This is a genomic window from Pseudomonas fluorescens (assembly GCF_030344995.1).
GTDB classification, from domain to species: Bacteria; Pseudomonadota; Gammaproteobacteria; order Pseudomonadales; family Pseudomonadaceae; genus Aquipseudomonas; species Aquipseudomonas fluorescens_BF.
In genome coordinates this window covers 516,337-528,495 of the sequence record NZ_CP128260.1, presented here as the reverse complement: position 1 = coordinate 528,495, position 12,159 = coordinate 516,337, and the positions used below count along the sequence as shown (strand labels likewise).

The 12,159-nt window shown below is 61.6% G+C and carries 11 protein-coding genes; 5 read left to right on the top strand and 6 right to left on the bottom strand.

The annotated features are described in order from the left end of the window. The first annotated feature begins 11 nt into the window (after window positions 1-11). Genes tauB through tauD form a run of 3 tightly spaced genes read left to right on the top strand, consistent with a single transcriptional unit; the run spans window position 12 to window position 2,541 of the window. Window positions 12-806: a taurine ABC transporter ATP-binding subunit gene (gene tauB / locus QR290_RS02320; RefSeq protein ID WP_011331959.1), complete on the top strand. Its 795-nt coding sequence runs from the start codon at window positions 12-14 to the stop codon at window positions 804-806. Further along, on the top strand, window positions 803-1,642 hold the full coding sequence (gene tauC / locus QR290_RS02315) for a taurine ABC transporter permease TauC (protein WP_289204249.1): 840 nt from the start codon (window positions 803-805) through the stop codon (window positions 1,640-1,642). The genes tauB and tauC overlap by 4 nt, the downstream gene beginning before the upstream one ends. A gap of 56 nt (window positions 1,643-1,698) precedes the next feature. Then, the gene (gene tauD, locus QR290_RS02310) at window positions 1,699-2,541 is read left to right on the top strand and encodes a taurine dioxygenase (RefSeq protein ID WP_085608610.1); all 843 of its coding nucleotides are present in this window, start codon (window positions 1,699-1,701) and stop codon (window positions 2,539-2,541) included. Window positions 2,542-2,778: 237 nt separating this feature from the next. On the opposite strand, the gene mgrA is transcribed toward tauD, so the two are convergent. The 3 genes from mgrA to QR290_RS02295 are packed head-to-tail and all read right to left on the bottom strand — an operon-like array spanning window position 2,779 to window position 7,402. Then, complete coding sequence (gene mgrA, locus QR290_RS02305; protein ID WP_289204248.1) at window positions 2,779-3,816, bottom strand: L-glyceraldehyde 3-phosphate reductase; 1,038 nt, start codon at window positions 3,814-3,816, stop codon at window positions 2,779-2,781. Window positions 3,817-3,855: 39 nt separating this feature from the next. Further along, window positions 3,856-5,175, bottom strand: coding sequence for an LLM class flavin-dependent oxidoreductase (locus QR290_RS02300; protein WP_115076172.1), 1,320 nt, complete (start codon window positions 5,173-5,175; stop codon window positions 3,856-3,858). Window position 5,176: 1 nt separating this feature from the next. Then, on the bottom strand, window positions 5,177-7,402 hold the full coding sequence (locus tag QR290_RS02295; RefSeq protein ID WP_289204247.1) for a TonB-dependent receptor: 2,226 nt from the start codon (window positions 7,400-7,402) through the stop codon (window positions 5,177-5,179). 206 nt (window positions 7,403-7,608) lie between these two features. Here QR290_RS02295 and QR290_RS02290 point away from each other — a divergent pair, with 206 nt between their 5' ends. Next, a complete protein-coding gene (locus tag QR290_RS02290; RefSeq protein ID WP_115076170.1) occupies window positions 7,609-8,646 on the top strand; it encodes a LacI family DNA-binding transcriptional regulator in 1,038 nt (345 codons plus the stop codon). A gap of 22 nt (window positions 8,647-8,668) precedes the next feature. Here QR290_RS02290 and QR290_RS02285 read toward each other — a convergent pair whose 3' ends face one another. Then, window positions 8,669-9,133 carry a type II toxin-antitoxin system HicB family antitoxin gene (locus QR290_RS02285; RefSeq protein WP_435875066.1) on the bottom strand — a complete coding sequence of 155 codons (465 nt, stop codon included), beginning with the start codon at window positions 9,131-9,133 and terminating at the stop codon, window positions 8,669-8,671. Further along, entirely contained in the window at window positions 9,130-9,312 is a 183-nt protein-coding gene (locus QR290_RS02280) for a type II toxin-antitoxin system HicA family toxin (protein ID WP_289204245.1), read from the bottom strand. The genes QR290_RS02285 and QR290_RS02280 overlap by 4 nt, the downstream gene beginning before the upstream one ends. A gap of 266 nt (window positions 9,313-9,578) precedes the next feature. On the opposite strand from QR290_RS02280, the gene QR290_RS02275 reads away from it, so the two are divergent. Then, the gene (locus QR290_RS02275) at window positions 9,579-9,839 is read left to right on the top strand and encodes a hypothetical protein (protein ID WP_007952727.1); all 261 of its coding nucleotides are present in this window, start codon (window positions 9,579-9,581) and stop codon (window positions 9,837-9,839) included. A gap of 24 nt (window positions 9,840-9,863) precedes the next feature. On the opposite strand, the gene betT is transcribed toward QR290_RS02275, so the two are convergent. Next, window positions 9,864-11,825, bottom strand: a complete 1,962-nt coding sequence (betT, locus tag QR290_RS02270) for a choline transporter BetT (protein WP_289205264.1) — start codon at window positions 11,823-11,825, stop codon at window positions 9,864-9,866. Between the last annotated feature and the right edge of the window lie 334 nt (window positions 11,826-12,159).

The following is a 12,159-nucleotide window of genomic DNA, read 5'->3' as shown; positions in this document are numbered from 1 at the left end:
GGTTAATTGCGATGGCCTTGCTACAGCTGGAGCGCATCAGCGCACAGTATCCCGGCAGCCCGGAACCGGTACTGTCCGACATTTCCCTGACCCTCGGCCCTCAGCAATTGCTGGTGGCCCTCGGCCCGTCCGGCAGTGGCAAGACTTCGCTGTTGAACCTGATTGCAGGTTTCGTCGAACCGAGTGCCGGCCGTATCACCCTCGACAACGTGCCGGTCAAAGGGCCGAGCGCCGAGCGCGGCGTGGTGTTCCAGGACGACGCCCTGCTGCCCTGGCAGGACGTGCTGGCTAACGTCGCTTTCGGTCTGGAACTGGCTGGTGTGGCCAAGGACAAACGCGAACAGCGTGCGCGGGAAATGCTCGCGCTGGTCGACCTTTCCGGTTTTGAACATCGTCGGATCTGGCAACTATCCGGTGGCCAGAAGCAACGTGTTGGCCTCGCTCGCGCCCTCGCGGCCGACCCGCGTGTGTTGCTGATGGACGAGCCCTTCGGCGCCCTCGATGCCTTCACCCGCGAACAGATGCAGGAGCTGTTGCTGCAAGTCTGGCAACGCACCGCCAAACCGGTGTTCCTGATTACCCACGACATTGAAGAAGCGGTGTTCCTCGCCACCGACCTGATTCTGCTGGCACCGAATCCGGGGCAGATCGTCGAGCGTCTGCATCTCGACTTCGGCCAGCGTTACGCCGCCGGCGAATCGGCGCGGGCGATCAAGTCCGATCCGCGCTTCATCGAAACCCGCGAGCACGTGCTGGCCAAAGTGTTCTCGCAACGCAGCGCCGTTCAGCGGCAGGAGCGCGCATGAGCAGTTACGACGTTTCCGCCACCGCAGTGAAACCCGCCGCCACGTCGGTGGTAATTCCCGTGCGCCGCAGCCTCAGCATCCGCTGGATCAGCCTGCTGACCCTGTTCGCGTTGCTGGTGCTCTGGTGGGCCGTGACCGCCACCGGTGTGATCGAACCGCTGTTCCTGCCGCCACCGTCCGCCGTGCTGCAAAAAGGCTGGTTGCTGGCGACCACGGGCTACATGGATTCGACGTTGTGGCAGCACCTGGGCGCGAGCCTGAGCCGCATCGGTCTGGGCCTCGGTTTCGCGATTCTGACCGCGGTGCCGGTGGGCATTGCCATCGGCGCCAACCGCATCGCCCGTGGTGTGCTGGATCCGCTGATCGAGTTTTACCGCCCTATTCCGCCGCTCGCTTATCTGCCGCTGATCGTGATCTGGTGCGGCATCGGCGAGCTGTCGAAAGTGCTGCTGATCTACCTGGCGATTTTCGCTCCGATTGCCATCGCGACCGCCACCGGCGTGCGCACCGTCGACCCGGCCAAACTGCGCGCCGCACAGTCGCTGGGCGCCACTCGCGCACAACTGATCCGCCATGTGATTTTGCCAAGCGCCCTGCCGGACATTCTGACCGGTGTGCGCATTGGTCTGGGTGTCGGCTGGTCGACTCTGGTCGCCGCCGAATTGATCGCGGCCACCAGCGGCCTGGGCTTCATGGTGCAGTCGGCTGCGCAGTTCCTGGTCACCGATGTGGTGGTGCTGGGGATTCTGGTCATCGCCCTGATCGCCTTCGCCATGGAAATGGGCCTGCGCGCCCTGCAACGCAAACTGGTGCCGTGGCACGGCCAGGCCCACTGATTTTTCAGCACTGACTACCCCGACAGTTTCGGGGCCCCGGAATTGAAGAGACCACCATGAGCAGCCTGAACATCACTCCTTTAAGCTCGGCCCTCGGCGCACAGATCAGCGGCGTTGACATCAGCCAGCCGCTGAACCTGGAACAGCGCGACGCCATCGAGCAGGCACTGCTCAAATACCAGGTGCTGTTCTTCCGCAATCAACCGATCGAGCCTTCGCAGCAGGCGCGTTTTGCCGCCTATTTCGGCGACCTGCATATTCATCCGATCTACCCGAACGTGCCGGAACAACCGGAAGTGCTGATCCTCGACACCGCCGTCACCGACGTGCGCGACAACGCGATCTGGCACACCGACGTCACCTTCCTGCCGACCCCGGCGATGGGCGCGGTGCTCAGCGCCAAGCTGTTGCCGGAATTCGGTGGCGACACGTTGTGGGCCAGCGGGATTGCTGCGTACGAGGCGCTGTCGGCGCCGATGAAAGCAATGCTTGAAGGGCTGACCGCGACTCACGATTTCACCCGCTCGTTTCCGCTGGAGCGCTACGGCAATACGCCGGAAGCACTGGCGCAGTGGGAAGCGGCGCGGCGCAAGAATCCACCGCTGTCGCACCCGGTGATCCGCACGCATCCGGTGAGTGGGCGGCGTTCGCTGTTCGTCAGCGAAGGCTTCACATCGAAGATCAATGAGCTGTCGGAGACCGAGAGCGAAGCGGTGTTGAAGTTCTTGTTTGCGCATGCGACGCGGCCGGAATTCACCATTCGCTGGCGCTGGCAGAAGGATGACATTGCGTTCTGGGACAACCGCGTGACGCAGCATTACGCGGTGGATGACTACCGTCCGGCGCGGCGGGTTATGCAGCGGGCTACGGTGTTGGGGGATGTGCCGTTTTTTCGCTGAGCCTTTAACGCCAGAGCAAAATCAAAAGCCCCTCCCTCACCCTAACCCTCTCCCGGAGGGAGAGGGGACTGTCCGAGGTGTTTTGTCGCTATACACCGACCTGAAATATCGAGTCGAACTCAGGCTTGAAAAGCATAGAGATTTGCTCCCTTTCCCCCTCGCCCCCTTGGGGGCGGTCCGACGTTTCGGGAGGGCTGGGGTGAGGGGGTGGATCTATCTGACCCACCCCAATTTCAATCACTCCGCCGTCGAAGGCTTCTCCCAAAGATTGATCCCGCCCTCTTGAGCAAACCGGTCAATCTCCGCCAGTTCCTCAGCACTAAAGCTCAAATTCTTCAACGCCCCAACGTTCTCGATAATCTGCTCCGGCCGGCTCGCGCCGATCAGCGCCGAAGTCACCCGAGGATCGCGCAGCGTCCACGCCAATGCCAGTTGCGCCAGGCTCTGCCCACGACGCTTGGCGATTTCATTCAACGCCCGCACATGAGCAATGTTCGCCTCGGACAAGTGCGAAGCCTGCAACGAACCACCGCCCGGACGATTGACCCGCGCATCCGCCGGCACGCCATTGAGGTATTTGTCGGTCAGCAGCCCCTGCGCCAGCGGGGTGAACGCAATCACGCCGGTGCCGAGTTCGTCGGTGGTGTCGAGCAGGTCCTTTTCCACCCAGCGGTTGAGCAGGTTGTAGGCCGGCTGGTGAATCAACAACGGCACTTTCCACTCTTTGAGCAACGCAGCGATTTCGCGGGTTTTCACGCCGGAGTACGACGAGATCCCGATGTACAACGCCTTGCCCTGCTGCACTGCGGTGGCGAGGGCGCTGGCGGTTTCTTCCAGCGGGGTGTCCGGGTCGAAGCGGTGTGAATAGAAGATATCCACATAGTCCAGGCCCAGGCGTTGCAGGCTCTGGTCGAGGCTGGCCAGCACGTATTTGCGCGAGCCCCCGCCCTGCCCGTAAGGACCGGGCCACATGTCCCAACCGGCCTTGCTGGAGATAATCAGTTCATCGCGATACTGCTTGAAGTCTTCGCGCAACAGACGGCCGAAATTGGTCTCGGCGCTGCCGTAGGGCGGGCCGTAGTTGTTGGCCAGGTCGAAGTGGTTGATCCCCAGATCGAACGCGGTGCGCAGCAAGGCGCGCTGGGTGTCGATCGGCGCGCTGTCGCCGAAGTTGTGCCACAGGCCCAGGGACAGCGCCGGCAATACCAGACCGCTGCGTCCGACGCGGCGGTAAGGGATGGAGTCATAGCGGTTTTCGGCAGCGGTGTAAGTCATCGAATCCTCTCTTGTCGGTCTTGAAATGGGTGTCGATTGCTACGCAAAGCGATTGCCGGGCCGGGCGAGGCCAAGGTTCTGGCGCAAGGTCCGGCCCTCGTATTCGGTTCTGAACAGCCCACGCCGTTGCAGTTCCGGGACCACGCCATTGGCGAAGTCTTCGAGCCCGCCGGGCAGGTGTGGCACCAGCACGTTGAAGCCGTCCGCCGCGCCTTGCTCGAACCATTCCTGCAAACGGTCGGCAATCTGCGCCGGTGTGCCGACGACGCTGTAATGCCCGCGACCACCGGCAATTCTGCGGCCCAGTTCGGCCAGGGTCAGATGCTCGCGGCCGGCCAGTTCGGTCAGCAGTTTCTGTCGGCTTTGCTGGCCGCTGTCAGTCAGCGGCAACTCCGGCAACGGCCCGTCCAGCGGATACTTCGACAGATCGAAGTTGCCCAGCATACGCCCAAGCAGCGCGACGCCAACCTCGGGTTCGACCAATTGCTGAAACGTTTCACATTTTTCCTGCGCTTCGGCTTCCGTCTGTCCGACCACGACAAACACGCCGGGCATGATTTTCAGCGAATCGGCGCTGCGCCCGTACTTCGGCAAGCGGCCTTTGAGGTCGGCGTAGAACGCCTGGGCGCTGGCCAGCGAGGTCTGCGCGGTGAACACCACTTCGGCAGTCTGCGCCGCCAGTTCACGTCCGGTTTCCGACGAGCCGGCCTGCACGATCACCGGCTGACCCTGTGGCGAACGCGCGACATTCAGCGGGCCTTTGACCCGGAAGTGCTCGCCGACGTGATTCAGCACGTGCAGTTTTTCCGGGTGGTAATACGCGCCGCTGGCCTTGTCGCGAATGAAGGCGTCGTCCTGCCAACTGTCCCAGAGCCCGGTCACCACTTGATGAAATTCCCGGGCACGGCTGTAGCGTTCGGCATGGCCAATGTGTTCGTCGCGACCGAAGTTCTGCGCTTCGGCGGCGTTGTCCGAAGTCACCAGATTCCACCCCGCTCGCCCGCCCGACAGGTGATCGAGCGAAGCGAATTTACGCGCCACGTGGTACGGCTCGTTGTAGCTGGTGGTGGCGGTAGCGATCAGGCCGATGTGCTCGGTCACTGCGCTCAACGCCGAGAGCAACGTCAACGGTTCGAAGTGATCCGAACGGGCCATGCGGCTGGCAATGTCCTGGGTTGGCGCGGCGACGCTGTCGGCGACGAACAAGGTGTCGAACTTCGCCGCCTCGGCAATCTGCGCCAGGCATTTGTAATGGGCGAAATCCAGCCCGGCGTTGGCCGGTACGTCCGGATGGCGCCACGCGGCAACGTGGTGCCCGGTGGCCATGAGGAACGCGCCGAGTTTCAGCTGTCTGCTCATTTCAGAAGTCCTTGCGCAGTTGCACGCCGAAGTAGCGCTCGTCGTCGCGGGGCACGGCGCGGTAGATGTAGTTGCCACCACTGGCGAGCAATGGCGAATACGACTTGTCGGTGAGGTTCTTGCCGAGCAACGCTACGCGCCAGCCATTGGTGTAATCGGCCAGGGCCACGCTGGCGTTCCAGAGGCCGTAGGCGCCTTGCTTGGTGTCGGCGTTCTGGCTGATGTCGTATTGCACTTCGCTCTGCCAGCTGTAATCGGTGCCGAGTTCGATATCCAGGCCGTTATCCAGCGGGATCGTGTAGTCGGCCCGCACGTAGCTTTTCCAGTCCGGGCTGAACGGCAGCGGCTTGCCGTTGACGTTGCACGACGCCGCCGCGCCCGCCGGGCAGGCGAACTCGTCGATGCGTGCGCGGGTGTAAGCCAGCGCACCGGAGAACTTCAGTTGCTGGGTCGCCTGCAGGGCGAAATCAAGCTCCACGCCCTCGGTGCTGACGCTGCCGGCATTGATCAGGCGCGTTACCACCTGCCCGGCGACGGTGTCGAAAAAGTTCGCCTGATAGTTGTCGTAGTCGCTGTGGAAAACCGCGAGGTTGGTGGTCAGGCGATTGTTCCAGGACGAGGCTTTGATCCCCGCTTCCCAGGTGTTGGAGGTTTCCGGTTTCAGGGCTTCGGTATCGCGTGGCTGCATGTTGAAGAACACGTTGTAGGCCGGGCCTTTGTAGCCGCGCGAGTAGGTCAGGTAGGTGGTGACGGTATCGCTCAGGTCGTACTGCAAACCGAGCCGGCCGGACCAGCCGTCCTCGTCCACCGAACCGGAACTGCGGGTCGCCGGTTGAATGCCGCTGACGGTGGTGGCGGAAGTGGAAACACGACGGTGATCGTATTCCAGATCGTCATGGGTGTAGCGCAGGCCGGCGATGCCACGCAAGTCCGAGGTGAAGTTCAACGTGCTTTCGCCGAACACTGCGTAGCTGTCGCTGGTGGTGCTGTAATCGGCGACGCCGCGATCAGTTCGGGTGGTGGTGGTCAGCGTGCGTTGATAGGTCTCTTCATCCTTGCCGTGCATGTAGAACAGGCCGCCGACGTATTCGAGGAACTCGCCTTTCGGCGACGCCAGACGCAGTTCCTGCGAGTACTGATTGAAGGCCAGATCGCCCTTGTCCGCCGTGCCGGGGAACGCCGTCGTTACTGTTCCGAGGCGGTCGCCATCCTGATACTGAGTGTTGTCCCAGCCGCGCCATGCGGTGATCGAGGTCAGGGTGTAATCGCCCAGTTGCCAGTCGAGCTGGCCGGACAGGCCCTTGTTGGTGTCCTCGACGTGGGTACGAGTGTCGGTGTTGATGTCGCGGTTGTGACTGGTGGCGCCGACCGGGCTCAACGCATTGGCGAACGCCGGGGTCAGAGCCTTGGTCACGACGCCGTTGGGGCCGTCATCGTGGGACTGCATGTAGTCGGCGATCAGGGTGAACGTGATGTCGTCGTTCGGAGTGAATTCCAGTTTGCCGCGCACGCCGCGATGGTTGTAGCCGTTGACCTCCTGACCGTTGTGCTGGTTGTCGACGTTGCCGTCGTAAGTGCCGAACAAGGTGCTGATCGAGCCCTTGAGCGTGTCCGGAATCAGACTGCCGCCGATGCCGAAACGGGTGCGGCTTTCGTTGCCGCTGTAGTACGACTGATCGATGTAGCCGTGGGTCTCGGCGGTCGGCGCCTTGCTGGTGATGTTCAGCACGCCGGCCGAGGCGTTCTTGCCGAACAGCGTGCCTTGCGGGCCGCGCAGGACTTCGACGCGTTCCAGGTCCAGCAGATCCAGAGTGGACTGGCCGGGACGGGCGTAGACCACGCCATCGATTACTGTGGCCACGGTCGGTTCGACGCCTGGCGAGGTAGAAATCGTGCCCACGCCACGTACGAACAACGAAGTGTCCTTGTTCGATGCGCCGGTGCGGAAATTCAGCGACGGCACTTGCTGGACAATGCTCGCCACGCTGTTGCGGTTGTCGCGTTCCAGTTGCTCGCCGTCGATCACCGACACCGCCACCGGAACCTTTTGCAGCGACTCTTCGCGGCGGGTGGCGGTGACCGTGACGGACTTGAGTGTCGGCTCCTGATCGTTGCTGTCGGCGGCGAATGCGACAGGCAGCGGCAGCGCGGCCAGCCCGGTGAGTAGCCAGCCCGCAGCGCGGATCGATTGCGCCAGTTTGTGTGTCGCCCCAGGAATGTTGTGCATGTTTGCCCGCTCGAAAAGTTGCCCTGAACCGCTGCCGTTCTGCGACGACAGCGCCTGTCTCGGTGTCTTGGGCATTCGCTCGAGCGAGTAGCAGACAACGCGCTTTGTTAGCGCTAACATCGCCAGTATTGGCAAGCCGGACATAGACCGTCCAATACTGAAAAATTACTTTTATATGCGTTTTGGTTTTTAAGAAGGATCGAGCCTTGAGCGAAGAAAAACCCCGCAAACGCCGTGGCGCCGGTCGCGTGACCCTCAATGCGGTGGCGCGCCAAGCCGGTGTTTCGGCGATCACCGTGTCGCGCTACTTCAACCAGCCGGAACAGGTCTCGCCCGAACGCCGCGAACGGATCGCGGCAGTGGTCGCTGAACTGGGTTACGTGCCGAATCTGGTGGCCGGCGGGCTCGCATCGGCACGGGGGAAAATCGTCGGCATGGTGATTCCGAACATCTCCGGGCCGATCTTCGCCAACACCATTCAGGGCTTCAGCGACACCCTCAGCCGTCACGGCTACCAGCTTCTTCTGGCCTCGAGTTACTTCAGCACCGAGCAGGAAGAAAACGCCGTGCGGGCCTTCCTCGGCTGGTCGCCGGCAGCGCTGGTGGTGACCAGTCATTTCCATAGCGCGGGCACGGAAAAGATGCTCGCCGAAGCGGATATCCCGGTGATCGAAACCTGGGATTACCAACCGGATCGCGAGCCGATGCAAATCGGTTTTTCGCACTTCGAAGTGGGTGTCAGCGCCGCTCGTTATCTGCACGGCAAAGGCTATCGGCGAATCGCCTTCGTCCAGAACAGCGCCCCCGGCGACTTCAGCGCACTGGAACGCCGCGACGGTTATGCGGCGACCGTGCGTGAGCTAGGACTTGAGCCCTGGGTATTTGAACCGGACGCCGATCGCGCCCCGTTCGAGGCCGGCAAACAAGCGATGGAAGCGCTGATGAATGCCTCACCCCGCCCGGACGCGATCATCTTCGCCAACGACAACCTCGCCGCCGGCGGCCTGCTCGCAGGACAACGCACCGGCCTCAAAATCCCCGACGACTGCGCCGTCCTTGGCTTCGGCGACTACCCGTTCGCCGAGATGCTGCTGCCAAGCCTGAGCACCATCAAACCGCCCGCGCTGGAGATCGGCGTACTGGCGGCGACGCGGGTGCTGGAAAGCCTGGGCGTGTTGCCGAACGATGAGGTGCAGCGACTTAATCTGCTGCAATGCCAAGTCATCGAGCGGGAAAGTACCTGACCCAAAACTCTGTAAATCGGCCTTATGCCGACAACTCGCGCAAGGCAGCAGCGGCCAGAAATCCGGAGCGGGTACTGTAGCGCTGGTCACGCCGAACCGTCTGATCGATACGCTCCAGTAACTGCTCCGGCAACGTAGCGTTGAAGCGCACCGACTTGCCGAAATAGGGGGTGATATCAAACTCGACCACACCCCAGATACCGCCGGCGTAATCCGGATTCTCGAGATGGGCATCAATGTCCTGGATCCGAGGTAACGGCGCGCCATCAGCGACCAATCCCTCATAGTGCAAGGCCAATGCCTCCAGAGTGTTGTCAAATGCTTCGGCTACCGTAGTGCCTGCGGAGAAGCACCCCGGTACATCCGGGATAATCACTCCGTAGTCTGAGTCGGCATCCTTGTGCAGAACGACCGGGAATTTCATGTAAGTAAGTCCTTCCTCTGACATGTCCATGAACGGACTTTCGTTTCCAATCACAGGCTTCATTTCAAACCCGCCTGTTTCAAGATGCTGTTGATCGTACCCTTGGGAAGATCCGAATCCGGATGCTTGATCGTTACCCTCCCTGGCTTGCCCGGATGCTTGTATTGGTGATGACTGCCTTTGACGGCGACCAGATACCAGCCACCCTCCTCGATCATCCTGATCATTTCCCGACTACGCATTTCCTTCGTCCTGTCCGACAGCAAGAGCTGCGTACTTTAGGAGCTGGAAGTCCTGCCCAATACACACCATACACACTTGGACAAATATTAGCCTACCAGGCAGACACGCGTTTAATAGCCAGATCGGCGGTGAGCGCGCCTAACACGCAGCTCACATAAACAGATGGATACGTGCCGAGATGTGTCGAACGACATGAGGCTGACAGCTGGCCTATGCTCAACATGAGCAAGCCAGGACGACTTCCATTAACAGGCAGATCCAGACCATGCACACCGCAATCATCATCTTCTTCGGCCTGATCCTGCTGGCGCTGATGTTCTACATCGGCGAGCGCATCGGCTTCAGTCGGCAGACGCTGGCCTATGGCTTCGCGGCATTGTGGCTGGCGTTGACGGTGATCAACGGCGCGGTCGGCGTGGTGCACGCCGGGCAGCCGCTGGGGTCGGAGATTGCGATCGGCAGCGCCGTGTATGGCGTGCCGCTGGCGGCGATGGTGTTGTTCATGGTGCTGAGCGCCGAGACCTGAAAGCGTCTCGGCGCCCTGCTCCGATCAACGCACCAGATGCAGGAACTGCATGTGCCGTTCGTACTGGTCGAGGATGTCGTTGATGATCTGCTCTTTCGTATAGCCGACCAGATCGTAGTCCTGACTGCCCTCGCTCAGATGCACTTCGGCGCGGTAGTAGCGGCGATTGTTGAGCTGCTTGGAGCCCATGCCGCCACGGGCGAACGACGGCGTGAAGTAACCGCGCATCTGCACCTGGTAAATGAACGGGTGCTGCTCGCCGTGACCGATTTCCAGACTGACGCTGTCGTGCGCCGGATCCGGTTGGGTGATCACGTTCAGGCCTTTCTCGGCGAACACGGCCGTCACTTCTTCGATGGCCGGTTTCACCGTCGTGTCCATGAAGCGGTACACCTCGTCGCGCGACGGGAAGTGCACGGCCTGACTCAGACGCTGGCGCCAGCCGCCCTTGCCACGCCGTGAGCCGGACACCGGCGCCAGCGAATGCAGTTGCGCGATCTGCTTTTGCGACTCCAGGTAGAACGCCTTGTGCAGGCCCCACATCATCAGCAGCAGAATCATCGAGAACGGCAACGAGGTCAGCACCACCGCCGACTTCAGCGCATCGATGCTGCCGGAGAACAGCAGCGCGCTGGTGATCAGTGCAGTCATCGCGCCCCAGAACACTCGCAGCCATTTCGGCCCGTCTTCATCCGGGTTGCCACCCTTGGCCGACAGCGTCGAGAGCACCACGGTGCCGGAGTCGGCGGAGGTGACGAAGAACACGAAGCTGATGAACACCGTCACCGCGATGACGGTCTTGCTCCACGGGTAGGTTTCCAGCAACAGGTAAAGGGTCATCGACGGGTTGTCGAGGGCCGACATGCCCAGTGCCGACATACCGTGATTGAGCACCTGGTCGATGGCGCTGTTGCCGAAAATCGACATCCACGCCAGGGTGAAACCCAGCGGAATCAGCAGCACGCCGAAGACGAATTCGCGAATGGTCCGGCCACGGGAAATCCGTGCGATGAACAGACCCACGAACGGCGACCATGCAATCCACCAAGCCCAGTAGAACACCGTCCAGCCGCCGAGCCAGTCGTTCGGTTTGTCGTAGGCGTAGAGGTCGAAACTCTTCATCGGCAACGCACCGAGGTAGTCGCCGAGGTTCTGGATCAGGGTGTTGAGCAAATGCTGGGTGGGGCCGGCGAACAACACGAACAGCAGCAGCGCACAGGCCAGCAGCATGTTGATGTCGGACATGACCCGCACGCCTTTATCCACACCGGAGACGGCAACGATGATCGCCGCACCCATCATCAGCGTGATCAGGCCGACCTGAATCCACTGGGTGTGGGCGATGCCGAACAGGTAGTCCAGGCCGGAGTTGAGATGGAGTACGCCGAAGCCCATGTCCGCACCGAGACCGAACACCGTGGCGATGATGCCGAAGCCGTCCACCGCGTAGCCGATGGGGCCGTTGATGCGTTTGCCGATCAGCGGATACAGCGCCGAACGCAGGGCCAGCGGCAGGTTGTGCCGGTAGGCGAAATACGCCAGCGCCATGCCGACAAAGGCGAACACGCCCCAGCCGTGCAGGCCCCAGTGCAGAAACAGAATCTGCATCGCCTGACGCGCCGCCTCCGCCGTGCCGGCCTCGCCTTGCGGCGGCTGGATCATGTGGGTCAGCGGTTCGGACACGCAGAAGAAAAACAGCGTGATGCTGATCCCGGCGGCGAACAGCATGCCGGCCCAGGACAGGTAACTGAATTCGGGCTCGTCGTGGTCGGCACCGAGTTTGATCTTGCCGTAGCCCGACAATGCGGTGACCACCACGAAGATCAGATACAGGGTCATCGCAAGCATGTAGTACCAGCCGACCGTGTTGGCCGCCCAGTTTTGCGCTTCGAGAAGCCAGGCGCCGGCCTTTTCGGGCATGGCGATGACTGTCAGGCCGAACAGCAGGATCACCGTCGCGGCGAACCAGAACACCGGCGGATTCATGCGTACCAGACCGCTGGCGGGGGTGGACGATGCACTCATGAACAGTGCACCTCAAGGGGTTGGAAAATGGCTGAAATGATCGGACTCAGCAAAGGCAAGCCTCCTGTTGTGAGCGGGCAGCGAACCGCCGGTTTAACTTGAATGAACGTTCAAGTTAAACATGGATAGTACGCTCAGGACTAATCGCAGGGCTCAGCGGTACCTTTCGTACGCTAGCTCAAGGTTGGGTATGACGGGGGTATGGGCGGATTCGTTCAGTGGAAAAATCAAAGTCAAAAGCGCCCTCACCCTAACCCTCTCCCGGAGGGAGAGGGGACTGGTTGGGGGATGCTTG